Annotated in this window: 23 protein-coding genes and 2 pseudogenes; 10 read left to right on the top strand and 15 right to left on the bottom strand. The window is 61.8% G+C overall.

The genetic code is table 11. From position 1 onward, the window contains the following. Positions 1 to 80: 80 nt before the first annotated feature. Positions 81 to 830 (bottom strand): SDR family oxidoreductase, encoded by a 750-nt coding sequence (locus EJ066_RS19710; protein WP_126040829.1) that lies wholly within the window; start codon positions 828 to 830, stop codon positions 81 to 83. A gap of 95 nt (positions 831 to 925) precedes the next feature. Between EJ066_RS19710 and EJ066_RS19705 the strand changes: the two genes are divergently transcribed. After that, positions 926 to 1,297: a helix-turn-helix domain-containing protein gene (locus tag EJ066_RS19705; protein WP_126040827.1), complete on the top strand. Its 372-nt coding sequence runs from the start codon at positions 926 to 928 to the stop codon at positions 1,295 to 1,297. 179 nt (positions 1,298 to 1,476) lie between these two features. On the opposite strand, the gene EJ066_RS19700 is transcribed toward EJ066_RS19705, so the two are convergent. Next, the gene (locus EJ066_RS19700; protein WP_126040825.1) at positions 1,477 to 2,181 is read right to left on the bottom strand and encodes a glutathione S-transferase family protein; all 705 of its coding nucleotides are present in this window, start codon (positions 2,179 to 2,181) and stop codon (positions 1,477 to 1,479) included. Positions 2,182 to 2,287: 106 nt separating this feature from the next. Here EJ066_RS19700 and EJ066_RS19695 point away from each other — a divergent pair. The 4 genes and pseudogenes from EJ066_RS19695 to EJ066_RS19675 all read left to right on the top strand — a co-directional run bounded on the left by EJ066_RS19695 (position 2,288) and on the right by EJ066_RS19675 (position 5,873). Then, a pseudogene (locus EJ066_RS19695) lies at positions 2,288 to 2,654 on the top strand (helix-turn-helix domain-containing protein). 699 nt (positions 2,655 to 3,353) lie between these two features. Continuing rightward, positions 3,354 to 5,072 carry an adenylate/guanylate cyclase domain-containing protein gene (locus tag EJ066_RS19685; protein ID WP_126040823.1) on the top strand — a complete coding sequence of 573 codons (1,719 nt, stop codon included), beginning with the start codon at positions 3,354 to 3,356 and terminating at the stop codon, positions 5,070 to 5,072. Positions 5,073 to 5,119: 47 nt separating this feature from the next. Next, a complete protein-coding gene (locus EJ066_RS19680) occupies positions 5,120 to 5,362 on the top strand; it encodes a hypothetical protein (RefSeq protein WP_145964712.1) in 243 nt (80 codons plus the stop codon). Then, a pseudogene (locus EJ066_RS19675) lies at positions 5,359 to 5,873 on the top strand (CAP domain-containing protein). The gene EJ066_RS19680 and the pseudogene EJ066_RS19675 overlap by 4 nt, the downstream one beginning before the upstream one ends. A gap of 35 nt (positions 5,874 to 5,908) precedes the next feature. Here EJ066_RS19675 and EJ066_RS19670 read toward each other — a convergent pair. The 4 genes from EJ066_RS19670 to EJ066_RS19655 all read right to left on the bottom strand — a co-directional run bounded on the left by EJ066_RS19670 (position 5,909) and on the right by EJ066_RS19655 (position 10,550). Beyond that, positions 5,909 to 7,444, bottom strand: a complete 1,536-nt coding sequence (locus EJ066_RS19670) for a DHA2 family efflux MFS transporter permease subunit (protein ID WP_126040819.1) — start codon at positions 7,442 to 7,444, stop codon at positions 5,909 to 5,911. A 426-nt stretch (positions 7,445 to 7,870) separates the two neighbouring features. Then, positions 7,871 to 9,049, bottom strand: coding sequence for an HlyD family secretion protein (locus tag EJ066_RS19665; protein WP_126040817.1), 1,179 nt, complete (start codon positions 9,047 to 9,049; stop codon positions 7,871 to 7,873). Further along, entirely contained in the window at positions 9,046 to 9,525 is a 480-nt protein-coding gene (locus EJ066_RS19660; protein WP_126043976.1) for a MarR family transcriptional regulator, read from the bottom strand. The genes EJ066_RS19665 and EJ066_RS19660 overlap by 4 nt, the downstream gene beginning before the upstream one ends. An 89-nt stretch (positions 9,526 to 9,614) precedes the next feature. After that, entirely contained in the window at positions 9,615 to 10,550 is a 936-nt protein-coding gene (locus EJ066_RS19655) for a helix-turn-helix domain-containing GNAT family N-acetyltransferase (protein ID WP_126040814.1), read from the bottom strand. Between the two features lie 362 nt (positions 10,551 to 10,912). On the opposite strand from EJ066_RS19655, the gene groES reads away from it, so the two are divergent. Both groES and groL read left to right on the top strand, forming a co-directional pair. Continuing rightward, complete coding sequence (gene groES / locus EJ066_RS19650) at positions 10,913 to 11,209, top strand: co-chaperone GroES (RefSeq protein ID WP_006203049.1); 297 nt, start codon at positions 10,913 to 10,915, stop codon at positions 11,207 to 11,209. 62 nt (positions 11,210 to 11,271) lie between these two features. After that, positions 11,272 to 12,924 carry a chaperonin GroEL gene (gene groL, locus EJ066_RS19645; protein ID WP_126040811.1) on the top strand — a complete coding sequence of 551 codons (1,653 nt, stop codon included), beginning with the start codon at positions 11,272 to 11,274 and terminating at the stop codon, positions 12,922 to 12,924. A gap of 75 nt (positions 12,925 to 12,999) precedes the next feature. On the opposite strand, the gene EJ066_RS19640 is transcribed toward groL, so the two are convergent. After that, positions 13,000 to 13,611, bottom strand: a complete 612-nt coding sequence (locus EJ066_RS19640; protein ID WP_126040809.1) for a TetR/AcrR family transcriptional regulator — start codon at positions 13,609 to 13,611, stop codon at positions 13,000 to 13,002. A 113-nt stretch (positions 13,612 to 13,724) separates the two neighbouring features. Between EJ066_RS19640 and EJ066_RS19635 the strand changes: the two genes are divergently transcribed. Together EJ066_RS19635 and EJ066_RS19630 are read left to right on the top strand one after the other, a co-directional pair. Next, a complete protein-coding gene (locus tag EJ066_RS19635; RefSeq protein WP_126040807.1) occupies positions 13,725 to 14,171 on the top strand; it encodes an OsmC family protein in 447 nt (148 codons plus the stop codon). A gap of 16 nt (positions 14,172 to 14,187) precedes the next feature. Further along, on the top strand, positions 14,188 to 14,574 hold the full coding sequence (locus EJ066_RS19630) for a nuclear transport factor 2 family protein (protein WP_126040805.1): 387 nt from the start codon (positions 14,188 to 14,190) through the stop codon (positions 14,572 to 14,574). Between the two features lie 12 nt (positions 14,575 to 14,586). On the opposite strand, the gene EJ066_RS19625 is transcribed toward EJ066_RS19630, so the two are convergent. Together EJ066_RS19625 and EJ066_RS19620 are read right to left on the bottom strand one after the other, a co-directional pair. Next, positions 14,587 to 15,198 carry a LysE family translocator gene (locus EJ066_RS19625; protein ID WP_126040803.1) on the bottom strand — a complete coding sequence of 204 codons (612 nt, stop codon included), beginning with the start codon at positions 15,196 to 15,198 and terminating at the stop codon, positions 14,587 to 14,589. Between the two features lie 180 nt (positions 15,199 to 15,378). Continuing rightward, entirely contained in the window at positions 15,379 to 15,798 is a 420-nt protein-coding gene (locus tag EJ066_RS19620) for a nuclear transport factor 2 family protein (RefSeq protein ID WP_126040800.1), read from the bottom strand. A 169-nt stretch (positions 15,799 to 15,967) separates the two neighbouring features. Between EJ066_RS19620 and EJ066_RS19615 the strand changes: the two genes are divergently transcribed. Next, entirely contained in the window at positions 15,968 to 16,888 is a 921-nt protein-coding gene (locus EJ066_RS19615; RefSeq protein WP_189644318.1) for an AraC family transcriptional regulator, read from the top strand. Positions 16,889 to 16,950: 62 nt separating this feature from the next. Here the strand turns inward: EJ066_RS19615 and EJ066_RS19610 are convergent, their stop codons facing one another. The 6 genes from EJ066_RS19610 to EJ066_RS19590 form a co-directional block, all read right to left on the bottom strand. Then, a complete protein-coding gene (locus EJ066_RS19610) occupies positions 16,951 to 17,286 on the bottom strand; it encodes a YkgJ family cysteine cluster protein (RefSeq protein WP_245455220.1) in 336 nt (111 codons plus the stop codon). A gap of 53 nt (positions 17,287 to 17,339) precedes the next feature. After that, positions 17,340 to 17,501 (bottom strand): hypothetical protein, encoded by a 162-nt coding sequence (locus EJ066_RS31470; protein ID WP_189644317.1) that lies wholly within the window; start codon positions 17,499 to 17,501, stop codon positions 17,340 to 17,342. 1 nt (position 17,502) lies between these two features. Further along, the gene (locus EJ066_RS19605; RefSeq protein ID WP_126040785.1) at positions 17,503 to 17,910 is read right to left on the bottom strand and encodes a hypothetical protein; all 408 of its coding nucleotides are present in this window, start codon (positions 17,908 to 17,910) and stop codon (positions 17,503 to 17,505) included. Continuing rightward, entirely contained in the window at positions 17,910 to 18,137 is a 228-nt protein-coding gene (locus tag EJ066_RS19600; protein WP_126040783.1) for a hypothetical protein, read from the bottom strand. The genes EJ066_RS19605 and EJ066_RS19600 overlap by 1 nt, the downstream gene beginning before the upstream one ends. 339 nt (positions 18,138 to 18,476) lie before the next feature. Beyond that, the gene (locus EJ066_RS19595; RefSeq protein ID WP_126040781.1) at positions 18,477 to 18,686 is read right to left on the bottom strand and encodes a cold-shock protein; all 210 of its coding nucleotides are present in this window, start codon (positions 18,684 to 18,686) and stop codon (positions 18,477 to 18,479) included. Between the two features lie 542 nt (positions 18,687 to 19,228). Beyond that, positions 19,229 to 19,897: a glutathione S-transferase family protein gene (locus tag EJ066_RS19590; RefSeq protein WP_126040779.1), complete on the bottom strand. Its 669-nt coding sequence runs from the start codon at positions 19,895 to 19,897 to the stop codon at positions 19,229 to 19,231. Between the last annotated feature and the right edge of the window lie 46 nt (positions 19,898 to 19,943).

Here is a 19,943-nt window from a genome sequence, read left to right as displayed (position 1 = left end):
GTAGCTGCCACTTCAAGAACAGGAGGCATCATAACCGATCTAGGCGCGCTTGTCGCCAAGTCCATGGTCCGGACATCCGACTACAGATTTCCCACGCCGCCATCAACGAGCAGTTCCGTGCCAACGACAAAGCTCGATTCATCAGATGCCAAAAACACCGCCGCCTTGGCGAGTTCCCAGGGTTTGCCCATGCGGCCGATCGGCACCAGTGCGCGTATCTGATCGCCCAATGCCTTCTCTTCCGCTTCGGGCAGACCCAGCTTGCCCAGGGCCGGCGTCTCGGTCGGCCCGGGGCTGAGGCCATTGACGCGAATACCGCGCCCGATCATCTCTCCCGAGAGGGTGCGCGCCAACGACAAAAGGCCGGCCTTGCTCGCGGCGTAGGCGCTGCTCTGTGGCAAGCCGATATGGGCGCTGACCGAGCCGCACAGGATGATCGACGACGGGTTGGAGAACATCGGCAACAGGGCTTGGATCAAAAAGAACGGCCCCTTGAGATTGGTCTGCATCAGACGGTCGTAGACCGCTTCGTCCCAATCCTGCAGCGGCTGGTGCATCACGTCGCCGGCATTGATGTTGAGTATATCGAGCCGAGGCCAGCGCTGCGCGAGCTCGGCGGCAAGCGCACGCTGGTCGACGAGATTGCCGGCATCATTCCTCATCACCTGCGCCGATCCGCCCAGTTCGCGCTGCGCGGCTTCCAGCCCGGACGGGCTCCTGCCGGTGATTGCCACCGTGGCGCCTTCGGCGAGAAACTGGCGTGCGGTTTCGAGACCGATGCCACTGGTTGCCCCGGTAATGAGGGCATATTTGCCTTTCAAACGACCCATGATCCGCCTTCCCAACGACAATGAGAACGGCATTGTCGACATGATAGTATGCTTTGTATAGTAGGCACCGAATGGGTACTAAAGGAAATAATTTCATGGCACAGGCAAAAACCATCGAGGTACCGCCAGTCGAGGGCGGAAATGGCGCGACCGATCGTTGCCCGATGATCGATTTCGTCAATCTGGTTTCGGGAAAATGGGCCATTCCCATTCTTTACCGCCTGATCGTCACCGGTTGTCCGATCCGCTTCGGCGACCTGCAGCGGGCCGTCGCACCGATTACGCAAAAGGAGCTCACGCGGCAGCTGCGCCTGTTCGAACGTCGTGGTCTGGTCTATCGGAAGGTTTATGCCGAGATGCCGCCGCGCGTGGAGTATGAGATAACGCCGCTGGGCAGAACCTTGCGTGGCACACTGGATTCGCTTGCCGACTGGATGCGCGTCAATGCATCCCACCTGATCACATGACCGATCGTGGACGGATTCACCGCCCTGCCCGGCCAAAGCAAAGCCGCGATCGCCACTATGCCAGGCAGGCACAATACTCACCAACGCCGCAACCATCCCACCCTTGGAAAATCGCTGCGGACGGTCACCGCGCGGCGCCAAGCACTTTGGCGCCGCGCGACTGAGATGCGTGACAAAAGCTAGGCGCCAAAGCGCTCGATCACCTCGGCCAGCGGGACATGGCCAAGGCAGGCGCCCGAGCCGGTGGGCTTTTCGCCATCCTCGATGGCCTGCGCATATTGCACGACCGGATCGCCTTCGATCCGGCGGCGCAACGCCGCCAGCCTAGGATAGGCTGCCCCGTCGACCGCCTTGTGGAACTCCGCCCAGCGCGCCACGCCGATCAGCGTGGTATCCGCCAGCGTCAGGCGATCGCCGACCAGAAAGTCCGTGCCGCCGATCATCGCCTCAAGCCGGTCATGGCGGTTGGTAACGGCCTTGCGGCCAAAGTCACGCAAGGTCGCCAGCAGGGTCGGTTCGGCCGATTCCATCTCATATGCGGCCCACAGCGGGGTGAAAGCGGCAGTGAAGCCGGTGTTCACGAAAGCCATCAACTGATGCATCCGGTCGGCTTCCGGCGAGCGGGGGTCGAAGCTGATACGACGTTGCGTGTCGCGGGCCTCGAGCCACGCGGCAATCGCCATGGTCTCGGTCAGCACCCTGCCCTGGTCCGTGATCAACACCGGCGTTTCCTGACGGCCGTTGATGCTGGCATAGGCATCATTCTTCATCTCGGCGAGCATGTCGACACGACACAGGCGGTAAGGCTGTCCGACGCGTTCAAAGGCAGCGACGAGCCCCATCGAACTTCCCAGCGGGAAGCCATAAAGGAGGATAGGTTCCATTTCTTTGTCTCTTCCATGTAGGGGATCACGCCGCGCAGCGAAGCTTGACCCTAAACGCTGGTCGCCCCATGTAAATTACGCACAATTCTGTAACCACGGTCCGCCCATGAAAGACGTCGTTTCAAGCTGCCCGATCGAAGAGGCTATGCGTGTGCTCAGCGGTCGCTGGCCTACCTTGCTGCTCTTACTATCTCAAGGACGGGACCAAGCGCTTCAGCGACCTGAGGCGCGACAACCCGACCGTATCGCACCGCATTCTGGCGCTGGAACTGCGCAAGCTGGAGGAAGCCGGGATCGTGCGGCGAACGGCGCATACCGGCTATCCGCTGCGCGTGGACTACGACCTCACAGCGCCCGGCCTCAGGCTTGTGCCGCTCATCGACGCGCTTGGCGACTGGTGGGAACATACCGAGGATGAACGAGTCGGCCGGGTTTCATCGACCCCGGAAACGACGCTCGTGGCGGCGGAATAGCCAGTGGTGAAGATCTGACGCATGATGCCCGAGGCCGGGCAACCGCTTTGGGTGGGATTTGCCGTCCGGGCCGATTATCGGAATGCGCGGGTAGCGCCAGAAGCCATCATTGCCGAGCAGAGACTCTAACGTCGCGTTCGGGCCGGCAGCCGACTGGCGGTTTCAGGAATAAGTAGAGCGTAGCTGCCGTTCACGCCTCAGAGTTGCGCGACGACAGCTTCCGACCTTAGTTCAGCTCTTCGAGCTGGCCGCGCCAGATCCATAAGCGGTCATTCACAGATTTAAGGTGATGGCTGCTACGCCCCTTGGCCGCCGATCGTCCGGAGCGCGCCGCTTCCCCAAGCCCTCCCATTTCGACAAGCCTAAATGCATGTCGCGCAAAAGTGTGCAGCGGTTTTGCGATAACGACATGCATAAAAACAAGAACTAAAAGCGCATCGCTTGAATCCGCCCAAACGCGACCCGCTTTTGGTCGACGGGAAAGAGCGGATCGATCGTCATTGTTTGCTCTCCGGCGCGTAATGGAGGATGACAACACCTGATTTGAGCGTCCTCGTCTCCAGATGCTTCAGGGGTATCCGGTTCGGGCCGCCCTTGAGGCGTGATCTGTGGTATTATAGGCCGGTAAGGCCGGAGGCGCCGGTCCTGCCTGCCTCTGACCTGCGGCTTGCGAGTCGTGAATCTTTACTGAGGCCCAACATGGAGCGGAAGCTCGCTGCAATCCTTGCCATCGATGTTGTCGGCTACTCGGCGCTCATGGAGGCGGATGAAGCGGGCACCTTCGACCGGCTGAAACGTGGCCGCAAAGAGCTGTTCGAGCCGGAAATCGCGACGCGACACGGGCGAATCTTCAAGCTGATGGGAGACGGCCTGCTGGCGGAGTTCGGCAGCGTGGTGGATGCGGTCGAATGCGCGGTCACGCTTCAGCGCGGCATGGCGGAGCGTAACGCGAGCGTCGCCGAAGACCAGCGCTTCGAAGTCCGGATCGGAATCAACCTTGGAGAAGTGATCGTCGAAGGGGACGATCGCTATGGCGAGGGCGTGAACGTGGCGTCGCGTCTCCAACAACTCGCCGAGCCCGGTGGCATCTGCGTTTCGGAGAAGGTGTCCAAGGAGGTCAGGCAGAAGCTGGCGTTTGCGTTCGAGCCCATGGGCGAGCAGCGGGTGAAGAACATAGCCGAGCCGATATACTGCTACCGGGTGAACCTGCACGTTCCGAGAGCCGCTCCGGTCGGCCGACCGGCATCGCTCGAATTGCCCGACAAGCCCTCGATCGCGGTCTTGCCTTTCACCAACATGAGCAATGATCCGGAGCAGGAAACCTTTGTCGACGGCTTGACCGAAGACCTGATCACCGACCTGTCTCGCTCAGCCGGCCTCTTCGTCATCGCGCGCAACTCAACCTTTGCTTACAAGGGGCGGTCGGTCGATGTGCGTTTGACCGCGCGTGATCTTGGGGTGCGCTATGTGGTTGAAGGCAGCGCCCGGCGCGCTGCGGCGCGCGTGCGCATCAATGCGCAGCTGATCGACGCGATCGGCGGCGATCATATCTGGGCCGAGCGCTACGACAGCAGCCTCAAGGACATCTTTGCAGTGCAGGACGAGGTTACGGCCAAGATCGTCGAAGCCCTTGTCGGCCGATTGGCCGGACAGCCGGCGCGCAAACGGCCGACGAGTCTCGAAGCCTATGACCTTTGCGTGCGAGCCCGCGGCGTCAGTTTTCAGACCGGGTTAGGCGCGCGGGAAGCTCGCATGCTCCTGGAAAAGGCGATCGGACTCGATCCCGACTATGCCGAGGCACATAGCTTGCTGGCCCTCAATCTTTGGCTCGGCTGGCTGTTCTGGAACGAGCCGAAGGAAACCAACCAGCCTCGCGCCCTGGCGGAAGCGCAGCGGGCTGTGGCGCTCGACCCTAACGATGCGGGGAACCGCTGGGGGCTGGGAATCATACTTGGTCACGAACGGCGTTACGCGGAATCGGATGCCGAGTTCGAGGCGACCTTCAAGCTCGATCCTAATCATGCCGATGCCTGGGCGATACGCTCGGATCTCATCACCCTGAGAGGCGACGCGGTCAAGGGCGTCGAATTCGTGAAGCGGGCGTTGCGGCTCAATCCGCGCCCACCGGGATGGTACTATTGGATGGCAGGCCAAGCTTATTATGCGCTCGGCGACTATCAATCCGCGGTCGAGGCTTTGCGCAAGCCGGAAACCTACCGCACCACGTCGCGGCGCTTGCTTGCGGCAGCCCTCGCGCAGCTCGGGCGCCTGGATGAAGCCCGTCAGGAGGCGGAATTCTTTATGATGAACGATCCCCATTTCAGCATCAGGCACTGGGCAACATCGCAGCCATTCGACAACGAGGAAGTGCTCCAGCGCTTCGTCGAAGGCTACCGCAAGGCTGGCCTTCCCGACTAAAGAGCGCATCGTTTGGATCGCCGGCTTGCTCTGGTCAGGACATAGGCTTGTCTTTTGCCGTGAGGGCAATGCCCGTGGATTTCATCGATCAATGTCCCTTGATGGCGCCCGAAGCGGCGCATCGCTGCCATTCGCAAAGAGGAGAATTAAAGGTCTCCGACGAGCCAAACTGGTATTCCGTCCCGGTACCACGCGTCGGATTTCACTGCTGGGAAGACGCCGCAGCGACCGCGATTTTTGAGCGCCTGCCCGGCAAAAGCCATGATCGCGCTTATGTCAGGCGGGCATGACCGTTGCGAAAATCGAAAATGACGAAGTCCGATCAAGCCTTAACAGGCGAATGCTGCTCAGGGTTGCCGGCCTTGCCACACTGGCCGCGCTCGCTGCCTGCGCCACCGTGCTGCCCACCGGCGAAGGCGCCGGTGTCTCGGCCTCGGCCGCCGGCAGGCTGGCGGGCATCCGCTCTTCCGCCGGTCTCGCACCGCTTGTCCCGGATCCCCGGCTCGAGCAGGCGGCCCTGCAGCAGGCCGGCTATATGGCGCGCGGCGGCCGCATGACCCACACCACCGGCTGGGGCAAGGGATTTGCCTCGCGCGTCCGGGGCAACGGCATCGCCGGTGCCGCCGCCGAAAACATCGCCGCGGGCCGCTTCGACGAGCCGAAACTGTTCGATATCTGGATGCATTCGCCGGCCATCGCCGCAACATGCTCGACCCGCGCTTCACGCGCTTTGGCCTGGCCTATGTCCGCGACGGCCGCGACAGCTCGCTGCGCTACTGGAGCCTGGTTCTGGGCAGATAGGAGGCATGACTGGCACGTCGACCAATCGGCAGCCGTCAGTCCATATGCGCGGCTGCTGCCCCCCCGGCGGACGGGCCGGCCCTTGGCTTGCGCAGCAGGAAAACAAACGGGACGGCAAGCAGCGTCATCATCATCAGCAGCTTGAAGTCATTGACGTAAGAGATCATCATTGCTTGGATATTCACCAGCCTGTCCACCTGGGAAAGCGCCGTTGGATCGCCGCCCGCCGCCGCTGGCGAGGCCGCCCAGATATTGGGATTGAACGGATTGACGTAGGCCGAGAGCTCGGCATGGTTGACCTGCGTGTTGCGGACCAGCAGAACCGTCACCACCGACACACCGATCGACGAGCCGAGATTGCGCACCAGGCTGAACAGCGCCGTGGCATCGGTGCGGAAGCGTGCGTCGAGCGTGGCGAAGGCCACGGTCGACAGAGGCACGAACACCATGCCCATTCCCAGCCCCTGGATGACGCCGGAACTGATGATGAGCCAATCGTCCATCTGCGGCGAGAAGCTGGACATCGTATGGAGCGACTGCGCGGTCAGCAGGAAGCCGATGACGACGAGGATTCTGGCATCGACCCTGTGCATGATGCGGCCGACCAAGAGCATCGAAATCATCGTGCCGACACCGCGCGGCCCCATGACGACACCGATGGTGACGGTCGGATAGCCGAAGATGGTGGAGAGCATTGGCGGCAGCAGCGACATGCTCGCGAGGATGAGCACACCCATGACGAAGATGAATGCCAGCCCGGTCACGAAATTGCGGTCGAGGAAGATCTTCGGGTCGATGAAGGGGTGCTCCGCCGTCATCGTGTGAATGATGAACACCCAGAAGCCGGTTATCGAAAGACCAAGCTCGATCCAAATCTCGACCGAGGAAAACCAGTCGACCTCGCCGCCGCGATCGAGCATCAGCTGAAGCGCGCCGACGCCGAGCGATATCATGGCGAAGCCGAAAAAATCGAAGCTCCGCACCCGCCTGGCAATGCTGGGAAGATATGCGGCCATGCCAAGGAAGGCGATGATGCCGACCGGCAGGTTGATGAAGAAGACCCAGCGCCAGTTGAAATTCTCGGTCAACCAGCCACCCAGGGTCGGGCCGAGGATCGGTCCCAGCATGATGCCGGCGCCCCAGATAGCCATCGCCTGGCCGTGGCGCTCCTTGGGGTTGATGTCGAGCAGGAAGGTCTGCGACAGTGGCACGATCGCCGCGCCGAACACGCCTTGCATGAGGCGGAAGAGCACCATGCTCTCCAGGCTCCATGCCAGACCGCACAGCATCGAGAAGACGGTGAAGCCGACCACCGCCGTCAGAAACAGTTCCTTGCGGCCAAGGCGGTCGGCAAGCCAGCCGGTGACCGGCGTCATGATGGCCGCGGCCACGATGTAGGAAGTCAGTACCCAGTTGATGTTGTCAGGGGAGGCGCCGAGATCGCCGGTCATGGTCGGCAGCGCGACGTTGGCAATCGTCGTATCGAGCGCCTGCATGATCGTCGCCAGCATGAGCGCAACGGTGATCAGGCCGCGATGCGGCACTTCGCGAAAGGGTTCTGGCGTGCTCATGATGCGGAACTTCCGGCAGGTAACAAAAACGTGTACATTAGAGCAACATGCGTCTACTTGGACGCACAAAGTGCGCTCTAAGACCTTGACCCTTCGCATCGTGCTTTCCGAAAATCGATTCGATTTTCGGGCCGATGCGAAAGGCTTCCGGGCGGCGAGGCCTTCCGTATGGAGAGACCCTCATCGCGGTGGGACGCGACTATCGATGTGGGGGTTACATCGACCGAGCGTCTCGATAGGACGGACACCTGCCGCCCGGAAACCTGAGGACCGAAGGGGCTGCGTCGCGTTGTTCAGGCTTCGGTCAGGCCGCAACGCAGCCCGGTCCAAACCCTAACCCTCACCGCACGTCCCACCGGACCAATCCTGTCATCTCCTCTCGTGCTTTTCCTATCGCTGTGAGGCGAGAATTCTACGTCCGACGTCTTATTGCGCCTGACCTGCCGTGGCGTGGCCGAAGATGCCCGGAAGCCCGCGAGAAACGCCGGTGTCCACCGTGACTGTCGCGCTCATGCCGGTGCGCAGCGCCATCCTGGCGTCGGCGTCGGCCAGTTCCAGGCGCACCGGAATGCGCTGGGTGACCTTGACCCAGTTGCCGGTGGCATTCTGGGCGGGCAACAGCGAGAACTCGGCCCCCGTGCCGGCGCCGATCGCCTTGACCGTGGCTTCGAAGGCCTTGCCCGGATAGGCGTCGACCACGATTTCGGCCTTCTGCCCCGGTTTCATATTGGTGAGCTGGGTTTCCTTGAAATTGGCATCGATCCAGGTGTCGCCGGTCTCGACCAACGAAAACAGCGGCGTACCGGAGCCGACATACTGGCCGACCCTGAACGAGGCAGCCTGGCTGATGATGCCGTCGGCGGGCGCCCTGACCGTGGTCCGCGCCAAATCGTAGGCAGTCTTGTCGCGCGCGGCGAGTGCCGCCATCACGGTCGGATGCTTGTCGGTCTCGATATCCGGATTGCCGCCAAGCGCCGACTTGGCGCTGAGGATGCCCTGCTGGGCCACGGCCAGTTGCATCTTGGCCTTGTCGAGATCGTTCCTGGCCTCGTCCAGCGAAGCCTTTGCATTGATGCCCTTGCGGGCAAGGTCGGCAGCCCGGTCGTATTGCGACTGCGCGTAGCCGACTTGGCTGGCGTCGGACTTCTCCTGCGCTACCGCCTGGCTGTAGGCGGCACGCAGCTGCTCGACATTGAGGCGCGCGCCGGCCACCGCTGCGTCGGCCTGGGCCAATGCGATCCGGTAGGGCTCGGGATCGATAGCGAACAGCACGTCGCCCTGCTTGACGGACTGGTTATCGAAAATATCGACATGAACGATGCGACCCGCCGTATCGGCGGCGATCGACACCTTGGCCTGCTGCAGATTGGCGTTCTCGGTTTCCTGATAGCGGCCGCCGGTCACCCAGACATAGCTGCCGCCGGCGATCAGCGCTGCAGGCAGCGCAAACATCAAAAGGAATCGGCCGGCACGGCGCTTCTTCTTCGGCGCCAGCGGAGCCGGTGCACCCTGCGGAGCGACCGCCACCGGAGCTGCCGCCGGCTGCACGGGAGCTTCCATCTCCAGCTTGGTCGCATTCTCATCTACCTTGGCTACCGCGTTCATGCTGCTGCGCCTTCTGCACCCTTGATTTTCTCGCAGGACGGCGTCTCGCCGTCCGCCAGGTTTTCGGCCATCGCCTCCAGTGCCTTGATCAGGACGCGGCGATCTTGCGACGACACGCCGGTCAGCGATTCTTCATAGACTTCGCCAGCAAGGCTCTTGATCTCCGCGTAGGCCTCGCTCGCCTTGACCGTCGGGAAGATCATGCGGACGCGGCGGTCGGCGGCGTCGGACCGGCGCTCGATCCAGCCGCCCTCCTCCATACGGTCGACCAGGCGCGACACGCTGATCGGCTCGATCTCGAGAAGCTCGGCGAGCCGCGCTTGCGTGATGCCTTCTTCCTTGGCGACGCGGACCATAAGCCGCCATTGCGCCGAGGAAAGGCCGAGCCCACTGGCCTTCGCCTCGAAGCGCCTGCGCATCAAGCGCTGCACGTCGTGGATCAAAAAGCCCAATCTGTCGATGCCGTCGGAGACCATGAGCGACATATATTATAAGCGTGCTTATCATTCAAGGCGCCGCATTGTGCCAGAGGCCGGCAAGTTGCATGGCAGCCGCAGGAAGAGCGCTACAGCTCCAGGTTCCAGTTCTGGCCGACCAGATCCTCGCCGAAGGCGTGGTGGCGTTCCTCGTCGGCCAGCTTGAAGCTTGATGCCTCGTAGATGCGGCGCGCTGAGGTGAGTATGTCGTTGGTCCACAGCGTCAGCGTCTTGTATCCCTTCGCACGGGCAAAGCCGATGCACTCCTCGACCAGTCGCGTGCCGATGCCGAGACCGCGCGCCGAGGGTTCGACATAGAGCAGGCGCAGCTTCGCCACCGTATCCGACTTGCGCACGACGAAGACCGAGCCGACGACCTCCCCTTCCCGCTCGGCGATCCAGCTGCGTTCCCATTTCGGATCGAAGGATTTGACGAAGGCGCCGAGGATTTCGGCGACCAGCGCCTCATAGGTTTCGTCCCAGCCATATTCCTGCGCGTAGAGCAGGCCCTGGCGATGGATGATCCAGCCGATATCGCCGACCTGCAAAGGCCGCAGCATGTAGGGGACCTTGGGCTCCGCAGTCTCGTCCAGCAGGCGTTGCACCGTCAGCATGGCCTTGACCAGCCTGTCCTGGTCCAGAGCGGGGAGCCGGCCGAGCAAGGCCGCGACCTGATCGTGGGAACCCTGGTTCAGCGGCGCGAAGGCCGTTCTTCCCGCCGGCGTCATCGTGATCGACGAGCGCCGCGCGTCGGCTTCCGTCGCTGTGCGCTCGACCAGACCGCGCTCCTCGAACTTCTTCAACAGCCGGCTGAGGTAGCCGGGATCGAGACCGAGATCGCGCGCCAGGTCAGTAGCGGTCAGGCCATCGCGATGCGCCAGTTCGTAGAGCACCCGAGCCTCGGTCAGCGAGAAGGCGCTTTTCAGCCATCCTTCGTCGAGCAGGCCGATCTGGCGGGTGTAGAAGCGGTTGAAGGCCCGCACCGCATCGATCCGCTCCTTGCTGGGTTGATGATGACTCGTCATGGCATCCTCCTGCCCGCACAGCGTCAACCATTTATTTGACATAGTCAAATATTTAGAAAATCGGCCGGGCCGGTTCGACAGCATTCGCATCACCTCCACCGGGCCTATGGCATGGCAAAACAGCGCCCGCTTCTGGTAGTTGAGTGGCCGCGGCGCCGGCAGCGTCATCATCCCGGAGCGGCACGGCTGAATTAGGCTCTCTCGCGCCTTGACTCTCGCAAGCCGCCGGCTTATCTCACCGCCACGTTAGCACTCGCCATTGGTGAGTGCTAATCGCAAGTCCGGCGTCGCCGGGCTTTACTGGTTGTCCGGCGCCGCCGGACGGAGGAACTGTTCTCACCATTCTCATCGAGGAATAAAAAATGGCAAAGTCGAAGTTCCGCCCGCTTCATGACCGCGTGGTCGTACGCCGGGTTGAATCCGAATCCAAGACCGCCGGCGGGATCATCATCCCGGATACGGCGAAGGAAAAGCCGCAGGAAGGCGAGATCATCGCCGTTGGTTCCGGCGCTCGCGACGAAGCCGGCAAGCTCGTCCCGCTGGACGTCAAGGCCGGCGACCGCATCCTGTTCGGCAAGTGGTCGGGCACCGAAGTCAAGCTCAATGGCGAAGACCTTCTGATCATGAAGGAATCCGACATCATGGGCATCATCGGCTGAATACCGGCCTCACCGTCACTTAAATCTTCGGGCTCAATCCAAGCCCCTGCCAGGAGCTAAAAATGGCTGCCAAAGACGTAAAATTCTCCCGCGACGCCCGTGAGCGCATGCTGCGCGGCGTCAACATCCTCGCCGACGCGGTGAAGGTCACGCTCGGCCCCAAGGGCCGCAACGTCGTCATCGACAAGTCGTTCGGCGCCCCGCGCATCACCAAGGACGGCGTCACCGTCGCCAAGGAAATCGAGCTTGAGGACAAGTTCGAGAACATGGGCGCGCAGATGGTCCGCGAAGTTGCTTCGAAGACCAACGACATCGCCGGCGACGGCACCACGACCGCGACCGTTCTGGCGCAGTCGATCGTCCAGGAAGGCCACAAGTCGGTTGCCGCCGGCATGAACCCGATGGACCTGAAGCGCGGCATCGATCTTGCGGTTGCCGACGTCGTCGCGACGCTGATCAAGAACGCCAAGAAGATCAAGACCTCGGAAGAGGTTGCCCAGGTCGGCACCATCGCCGGCAATGGTGATGCTTCGGTCGGCTCGATGATCGCCGAAGCGATGCAGAAGGTCGGCAATGAGGGCGTCATCACGGTCGAGGAAGCCAAGACCGCCGAGACCGAACTCGAAGTCGTCGAAGGCATGCAGTTCGACCGCGGCTATCTCTCGCCCTACTTCGTCACCAACGCCGACAAGATGGTCGCGGATCTGGAAGACGCCTACATCCTTCTCCACGAGAAGAAGCTCTCCAACCTGCAGGCCATGCTGCCGATCCTCGAGGCTGTCGTGCAGACCTCGAAGCCGCTGGTCATCATCTCGGAAGACGTCGAAGGCGAGGCTCTGGCCACGCTGGTCGTCAACAAGCTGCGCGGCGGCCTGAAGATCGCCGCCGTCAAGGCGCCGGGCTTCGGTGATCGCCGCAAGGCCATGCTGGAAGACATCGCCATCCTCACCGGTGGCCAGGTCATTTCCGAAGACCTCGGCATCAAGCTCGAGAATGTCGGCCTCAACATGCTCGGCCGCGCCAAGAAGGTGTCGATCTCCAAGGAGAACACCACCATCGTCGACGGCGCCGGCAAGAAGGCCGAGATCCAGGGCCGCGTCGCCCAGATCAAGCAGCAGATCGAGGAGACCACCTCGGACTACGACAAGGAGAAGCTGCAGGAACGTCTGGCCAAGCTGGCGGGCGGCGTTGCCGTCATCCGCGTCGGCGGTGCGACCGAGGTCGAGGTCAAGGAAAAGAAGGACCGCGTCGATGACGCCCTCAACGCGACCCGCGCGGCCGTCGAAGAAGGCATCGTTCCCGGCGGCGGCGTTGCGCTTCTGCGTGCTTCGCTGAGCATCAAGGCTGTCGGCGCCAACTCCGACCAGACCGCGGGCATCAGCATCGTGCGTCGCGCGCTGCAGGCTCCGGCCCGCCAGATCGCGTCCAACGCCGGTGCGGAAGCATCGATCGTTGCCGGCAAGATCCTCGAGAACAAGGGCGCGACCTTCGGCTTCAACGCCCAGACCGGCGAATATGGCGACATGATCGCCATGGGTATCGTCGATCCGGTCAAGGTCGTGCGCACGGCTCTCCAGGACGCGGCCTCGGTCGCCGGCCTGCTGGTCACCACCGAAGCCATGATCGCCGAGGCTCCGAAGAAGGAGTCGGCTGGCGGCGGCATGCCGGGCGGTATGCCTGGCGGTATGGGTGGCATGGGCGGCATGGATTTCTAGGAAATCCGTCTCGCAAAGCTTGAGGAAAGGGCGGCAGCGATGCCGCCCTTTTTCGTAGCGCATTTCGCGGCTTGCTCAGACTGCGGCGTCAGCCCGCCGAGACGGTGATATCTTGGCCGGCAAGGCACCTTCCACCAGCGCGGCGACCTCATCGGCCACCGCCAGCACCGGGGCACGGTCGCGGGTGGCGCGCGCGATCACCATCAGCCCTTCCAGCGATGATTCGACAAGCAGCGCCAGAGCGTGAGCGCGGCGCTCGGGCACCCCTGCCCTGACGAAGGCCGCCTGCAGCAGGCCTACCCATTGCTGGAAAGCCGACCGGCATAATTCGGCCAGCTCCGGCATGTCGGCCGGCGAGTCCAGCACCACGGGCGCGACCGGACAGCCAAGCGTGAACTGGTTGTCCTCCAGCATGCGTGCGACCGCCTGGTAGATGTGGTGGACGGCCACCGCCGGGTCCTGCTCGGCGGCGAGCGCCTCACCCATCCACTGCGTGACCTTTTCAACGCTGTCGCGCGTCACCTCGACGACCAATTGGTCCTTGCCGCCCGGAAAATGAAAATAGAGCGATCCTCTCGGCGCACCGGAGGCGCTCAAAATATCGTTGAGCGAGGTGCCGTGATAGCCGCGCTGCCTCAGCAGCAGTGCCGTCGCCTCGAGCATGCGGGTGCGGGTATCGTTCGCCATGTCAGCCTCTGTCAGGAGTGAGCATTATAGACCTTGCCTCGAATATGACAATCGGTCTACATAATATGTAGATCAGTCTACATATGCCAGTGGTATTATCGAGGAGAAAACGAATGACCATCCGTGAAGCAGAGGCCCAATGGCAGGGGTCGTTGAAAGAAGGTTCGGGCCGGCTGCGGCTCGGCAGCGGCGTCTTCGAAGGCGCCTATTCCTTTCCGTCGCGTTTCGAGAATGGCCCCGGCACCAACCCCGAAGAGCTGATCGCGGCGGCGCATGCCGGCTGCTTCTCGATGGCGCTGAGCGCCGTACTCGGCAGCGGCGGCCATGTCCCCGTACGGATCCACACCGTCGCCAAAGTGCATCTCGGCACCAGCACGGCCGGACCGACGATCACCCGCATCGACCTTGAAACAGAAGCAGAGGTCGCGGATCTCGCGGAAGACGAATTCGAGCGTCTTGCGCGATCCGCCAAGGCAGGCTGCCTCGTCTCGCGCGCGCTTGCCGGCGTGCCTCAGATCACGCTCAAGGCCGTGCTCGTCGAGGTCGCTAAAAGTCAATAAAACCAGGAGAATGGAGATGACACAGGAGCTTGTCATGGACCGGGCCGCGAACGACCTGTCCCAGCAGACGGCCGAGATCATGCGGCGCTACAACGACGTGTTCCAGCGCCACGATCCTGCGGCGCTTGCCGAACTGGTGGGCGAGGACTGCGTGATCGAAAACACCGTGCCGGCGCCGGATGGCGCGCGCCATGCGGGCAAGGAAGCATGCGTCGCGCTATGGTCGGCAATCGCCACCCAACCGGGCACGCGCTTCGATGTCGAGGAAACCTTCGTCGCCGGCGAGCGGGCGACGATCCGCTGGCGCTATTTCATGGCCGACGGCAACTCGCTGCGCGGCGTCAATCTGATGCGCGTCGCCGACGGCCGGATCGTCGAGGCGATGGGCTACGTCAAGGGGTAGCGCCGGCTGGCGCTACCGCTCCGCCAGCGCCAGCTTGGCGCCGAGCGCGACGAAGGCGCCGGCGAAGGTGCGCCGCATCCACGTCAGCACCATCGGCCGCGACACGACATGGCTGCGGATCGAAGCGGCGAAGATGCCGTAGCCGACGAAGACGATGAAGGTCAAAAGCATGAAGACGGTGCTGAGCTCCAGCATCTTCGACAGCGCATGCGGTTCGGTGGTGCTGACGAATTGCGGCAGGAAGGCGAAGAAGAAGATCGACAGTTTTGGGTTGAGGATGTTGATGAGGACGCCCGAGGCGATCATCTTGCCGGCCGAGCGCGGCGCGATATCCTGCGCGACGCTCAAACCGCCGCCCTCCTTCAGCGTGTTCCAGGCCATGTAGAGCAGGTAGGCGACACCCAGATATTTCAGCGTCTCGAAGGCGACAGCACTGGTGTGCAGCAGCGCTGCCAGGCCGGTGATGGCGGCCGCCATATGCGGGATGATGCCGAGCGTACAGCCGAAAGCAGCGATGATGCTGGCGCGCGCGCCGCGCGACAGGCCGGCGCTCAGCGTATAGAGAACGCCGGTGCCGGGCGAAGCCACGACAATCAGTGACGTCAACAGGAATTCGATGCTCACGGATGCTTCTCCCGGCGTTGGCCCTGCCTCCGGCAACGTAACCAGCGAAACGCGCAGGCACAAGCCAGCCTGAGTAGCCGCAGTATCTCATTTCGAATTTCGGCCCACGACCAGAGGCTGCCATCCGGATTTACTCTCCCAACGGCGCAAGTTGGCGCCTTAGGCCGCCGTTTACTGCACTCAGATCATACAGTTGGCATGCAGCTTACTATCCGCAACAGGCTGCCGAACTTCCCAATGTTCGATGAGCTTGCCGTCCTGCAGTCTGAAGAAGTCGACGATGGCCAAGCCCTCCTCTTCGGGCTCACGTTTTGCGTGCATGTGCACGATGACGAAATCTCCTTCAGCAAAAATCCGCTTCACCTCTCCTCTCACGAGCGGAAACGACTGTCTGAGCTGCCGCAGATAGGCTTTGAAACCGTCCGCGTCATCCGCAATGTTCGGATTGTGTTGGACATAGCGTTCGCCAAAATGCATCGAAGCAGCTTCGATGTTTCCCTGGTTTACTGCTTTGTCGATGAAATCCACGACGATCATCTTATTGGTCTCGAGGGCGTTGTGAATCTTGCCTGGAAATGGCCTTGATGGTTCGTCACGCATGTCTTGCTCCGTTAGGTGCCTGCTTCTGCCTGTTGTGGACAGGAGAGTCCGCTCGCCGACATTGCCAACATAGTCTATCGCGCTTGCGAGACAGTCGATACGCTATTTCCCTAGATTCTTATCCAATCGTCTAATATCGTCGTTTGGTTCATTATCGGGGATGGTGCTCATGGACGTCCTATCCGAAGTTCTCGTTTCGCTGAGATTTGGTAGCGCCATGATCGGCAGCGCGACCCTACATCGGCCATGGGGTATTTCAGTCGATCCGATGAGGAACGCCGCCATCCACGTCATACAGCACGGCGAATGCTGGTTGCGGCTGACCGGTGAAAAGGAACCGATCCGCTTAGGCGAGGGAGACGTCATTCTTGTCGCGAGCGGTGTCGGACATACCCTTTGCAATCCGGCGGATGCACAGACCGCATCCATATCTGCCGTCTTTTCCGCAAATCGGGACGGACCGGAACCGAAAAACGAGAGCGGCGCGACAACTCTTCTTTGTGCGAGATATCTACTCGACAGCGTGGGTCCATATCCGATGGTTTCGCTGCTTCCTCCGCTGATTCATTTGACCCGAAATCAGATCGACACCACCGAGCCGCTGCGGCTTGCCCTGGAACTTCTGCAGGTCGAAGCGAAAGGTAATCTCGGCGGCCACGATATTGTGGCCCCACGCCTTCTCGATAGCACTTTGGTGTTCTTGTTGCGTGCCTGGATAGAACATCAGCCTCTCGGAACAACGGGATGGTTTGGCGCCTTACGCGATAAAGGCATTGCGCAAGCTTTGCGCCTAATCCACGAGCGGCCGGGTAATCCCTGGACCATCGCTTCCCTTGCCAGCGGCGCGGCACAGTCCCGGGCCACTTTCGCGCGTCGCTTCACTCAACTCGTAGGACAGCCGCCGCTGTCCTATGTGACTCGATGGCGGATGAACCTTGCCGCCAAAGCTCTGCGGGAAACGAACCAGAACATTGGTGAGATCGGGCGCGCCGTCGGATATGAATCGGTGCCGTCGTTCTCGCAGGCATTCAAACGGTTGACCGGACGATCGCCCGGCCTCTACCGCAGCGCCTTTCGATCATCTGATTGAGAATGTCCGCTCTTTGACACAACGTGGAAATTTAAACTGAGACGCCAGCCCGAAGGCCGTCACTACCGCGTCGGCAGCCCATGGCCGCGACGCGCCATCAGGCAATCGCCGCCGCCGGGCATGCAGGCGCGGCAGACATCGGGGCGGATCTCGTAGATGCCGCAAGCGGTGGACTTGCCAACCTCGCCGGCAAGCGCTGAGCAGCGCGTCCCGTCACAGTGCATGCCGGCTTCGTCGGCGGACACATATTTTGCCGGAATCCGGTCGAGCTGCGCGTCGTCTTCTGTCGAGAAGCGCGGCCATTCGGCCGAATAGGAACAGCAGGCGCCACAGCTCTGGCAGTCGAAGAGAGGGGCGGCGCTCTCTTCCAGAGACGAAAAGTCCCCGGCGCTCGCCAAGGCAAGCAGCCCTGGCGCGACAGGATCAAGATCAGCGTTTCGCGGCAAGAGCGCTATTTCTTCTTCCTGGTCTTGCGCGGCGCCACCGGCGACTTGAACAGGTCGATCGCGGCCTCGGCGGATGCATCGGCTTTCGGCGCGGCGGCCGGCTTGGCCAGCTTTGCGGTGGCGGCTGATGCTGCCGGCTGGTCCTTGGCGGAAAATTTTATGGCCATATCAATCCTCGTCGGAGAAACGCGATGATGGCGCATTCGGGTTGCGAAGGCGACCGATCAGCGCCGAGACCGCCGTGATGTTCATTTCCTCGGGTGACCAGTTTCTGGCCTCCTCGATGTGCCGAGGCGCCAGCTCGCGATGCGTGCTGCCGCTATAGGCGGCATCCTGATGGGTGACGCGCTCGCGGGTCTTGGCATTTTCGCGGACATATTCGATCAGATAGTTCGGGCATTCTGAGCGGCCGCGCACGCCGAGCCTGACCTGGGCATCGCCATGGGCGCGCTTGCAGCGCTCGAGCTTTTCGAGCACGCGACGGACATATTCGACCGGCTTGTCGAGGGCTCCCACGACATCGGCGATGGTCGAATCGGCGGCGATCGCCTTTTGCGGGACGCGCTTGGTGGCCATCAGCGTCTGCCCGCGCGCTTCGGCGAGGCGGCGAGCGCGGCGGCCGCAGCCATATCGTCGGCTTCCTTTTCCAGGCGCAGTTCGCGCAGCCGCGCGGTCTTGGCTTCCCGGGCCTGGCTCACGGCATCCTGCTCGGAAATGATGCGGTTGAGCGACATGGACTGGGTCTGGGCCTTGCTGAAGATGGATTCGGCCTGGTCGCGGGATTTCTTTGAAGTGGCGGTCAAGGTTCTTTCTCCTGGTTCGGAGCATGATGCCGCAGAATGGCGAGTCTGGTTTTTCGACCAGGCCACGCACAGGGCAATACGGCAGTCGGATTCAAGTTTGCTTGAGCATCCTTAACACGTTCAGGCGAACGCGCGGTGCTCTTTATCGAACTTTTTGAAGCGTCCCAAACGCAAAAGGCCAGGCATTGCCTGACCTTTCGCTGGAGCGCCGCGCGTTTTAGCGCAAACTCATCTGCGCATGATCCTTTCTGGAAACTGATGTCTCCGGATCATGCGCTCGCCGTTCACCAGTGCCAGTACATCCGTGGTCACCGGCGAGGCTGAATTCCGTATTCCGTTTTAGGCCGCTTTCAGCTGATCGGCGGACATCTTGCCCGACTTGTTGTCGCGGACCATCTCGTAGCCGAGCTTCTGGCCCTCGACGATGTCGCGCATTCCGGCGCGTTCCACGGCCGAGATGTGGACGAAAACGTCGGCCGAGCCGTCGTCAGGCTGAATAAAACCAAAACCCTTGGTGGCGTTGAACCATTTAACTGTGCCTGTGTTCATAACGAACCCTTTCCGTGGCAAATATTCGCTCGCCGTCATGCGAATGCACAACAACGTTTGTCTCGATTTTGCTGGGGGAAGTTCGTCAAAGGTGCGCCTAGACACGCGGATAACAAAAGTCGGTCAAACAAATATCGATAAATTTCTTATAGACTTCTTTTGAAGTCGTGTCATTTTTTTTGCTTTCCCGACATTTTTTTGCTTTCTCCGCTGCTTTCGCCGCCCGGCGGACCGGTCGCCGTGAGCTTGGCTGCGCAGACAAACCGGTGGCAGATAAGGCGCCAAAACCGGGCCAGCGCCAGCTGTTAAAAAAAATCGCGCCATGCCGGGAACCATTCTGGCATCCGTGCATTTTGAATATCGTCAGCAGTTCATGAGAGCAATCTTAGGAAAGGCTGACACAAAGGACGCCTCCCGTGCAATAAAACGCGCGAGGGGCGTTCTTTTATGGCGCCCGTAGCGCCGGCTTCACATCACGGCGGTCATCATCGGCAGGATTTCGTGGCGGAAGCCCAGCCCCGAACGCGGCGTTCTACCGGGCCCTATTCGTCCGGGCCGGGCTCCGGCCACATCTCCCTCGCCGCTTCCGCATACCAGTGCCGCATTGCCGATGTTGAGAGCATAGCGTCGACATAGGCGCGGGTGTCCGGCGCCAGCGTGCCGCCATAGGTGTCGAAGCGGGTAACGACCGGCGCATACATGGCATCCGCCGCGGTGAAGTGGCCGAACAAGAACGGTCCACCCTTGCCATATTTTTCCCGGCATTCCCGCCACAGTGCCTCGATGCGCGCCCGCTGCGCCTCGCCTTCGGCGTCGAGCGGCTTGTGGCCCTTCGGCCTGCGCAGGTTCATCGGCCAGCCATAGCGGACCTCGCGAAAGCCGGAATGCATCTCGGTCGCCGCCGAACGGGCCAGCGAGCGAGCGCCGATATCGGCCGGCCACAGCTTCTTTTCCGGGAACAGGTCGGCAAGATATTCAAGGATGGCAAGGCTTTCCCAGACGATCCTGTCCCCACCATTCAACGGCTTGTGAATCAACACCGGCACCTGGCCGGTAGGTGACACTTTGGCCAGATTGGCTAACGTCTCGGGCGTGCGCAGGCGTACGAAGCCTTCCTCGAACGGGATCTCCAGATGCTTCATCGCCACCCATGGCCTGAGCGACCAGGACGAAAAGCATTTGTTGCCGATAAAGAGCGTGAATTCAGCCATTGTCCTTCCCAGCCTTGCTGGCGCTTTCGGGCGCACCCTATCCTGT

This window comes from Mesorhizobium sp. M9A.F.Ca.ET.002.03.1.2 (genome assembly GCF_003952365.1).
Lineage (GTDB): Bacteria > Pseudomonadota > Alphaproteobacteria > Rhizobiales > Rhizobiaceae > Mesorhizobium.
This window is presented reverse-complemented; position numbering and strand designations above follow the sequence as displayed.

Coding starts and splice junctions, on each gene's coding strand:
- EJ066_RS19710 (WP_126040829.1), bottom strand. CDS start 830: ATGGGTCGTTTGAAAGGCAAATATGCCCTCATTACCGGGGCAACCAGT.
- EJ066_RS19705 (WP_126040827.1), top strand. CDS start 926: ATGGCACAGGCAAAAACCATCGAGGTACCGCCAGTCGAGGGCGGAAAT.
- EJ066_RS19700 (WP_126040825.1), bottom strand. CDS start 2,181: ATGGAACCTATCCTCCTTTATGGCTTCCCGCTGGGAAGTTCGATGGGG.
- EJ066_RS19685 (WP_126040823.1), top strand. CDS start 3,354: ATGGAGCGGAAGCTCGCTGCAATCCTTGCCATCGATGTTGTCGGCTAC.
- EJ066_RS19670 (WP_126040819.1), bottom strand. CDS start 7,444: ATGAGCACGCCAGAACCCTTTCGCGAAGTGCCGCATCGCGGCCTGATC.
- EJ066_RS19665 (WP_126040817.1), bottom strand. CDS start 9,049: ATGAACGCGGTAGCCAAGGTAGATGAGAATGCGACCAAGCTGGAGATG.
- EJ066_RS19660 (WP_126043976.1), bottom strand. CDS start 9,525: ATGGTCTCCGACGGCATCGACAGATTGGGCTTTTTGATCCACGACGTG.
- EJ066_RS19655 (WP_126040814.1), bottom strand. CDS start 10,550: ATGACGAGTCATCATCAACCCAGCAAGGAGCGGATCGATGCGGTGCGG.
- groES (WP_006203049.1), top strand. CDS start 10,913: ATGGCAAAGTCGAAGTTCCGCCCGCTTCATGACCGCGTGGTCGTACGC.
- groL (WP_126040811.1), top strand. CDS start 11,272: ATGGCTGCCAAAGACGTAAAATTCTCCCGCGACGCCCGTGAGCGCATG.
- EJ066_RS19640 (WP_126040809.1), bottom strand. CDS start 13,611: ATGGCGAACGATACCCGCACCCGCATGCTCGAGGCGACGGCACTGCTG.
- EJ066_RS19635 (WP_126040807.1), top strand. CDS start 13,725: ATGACCATCCGTGAAGCAGAGGCCCAATGGCAGGGGTCGTTGAAAGAA.
- EJ066_RS19630 (WP_126040805.1), top strand. CDS start 14,188: ATGACACAGGAGCTTGTCATGGACCGGGCCGCGAACGACCTGTCCCAG.
- EJ066_RS19620 (WP_126040800.1), bottom strand. CDS start 15,798: ATGCGTGACGAACCATCAAGGCCATTTCCAGGCAAGATTCACAACGCC.
- EJ066_RS19615 (WP_189644318.1), top strand. CDS start 15,968: ATGGACGTCCTATCCGAAGTTCTCGTTTCGCTGAGATTTGGTAGCGCC.
- EJ066_RS31470 (WP_189644317.1), bottom strand. CDS start 17,501: ATGGCCATAAAATTTTCCGCCAAGGACCAGCCGGCAGCATCAGCCGCC.
- EJ066_RS19605 (WP_126040785.1), bottom strand. CDS start 17,910: ATGGCCACCAAGCGCGTCCCGCAAAAGGCGATCGCCGCCGATTCGACC.
- EJ066_RS19595 (WP_126040781.1), bottom strand. CDS start 18,686: ATGAACACAGGCACAGTTAAATGGTTCAACGCCACCAAGGGTTTTGGT.
- EJ066_RS19590 (WP_126040779.1), bottom strand. CDS start 19,897: ATGGCTGAATTCACGCTCTTTATCGGCAACAAATGCTTTTCGTCCTGG.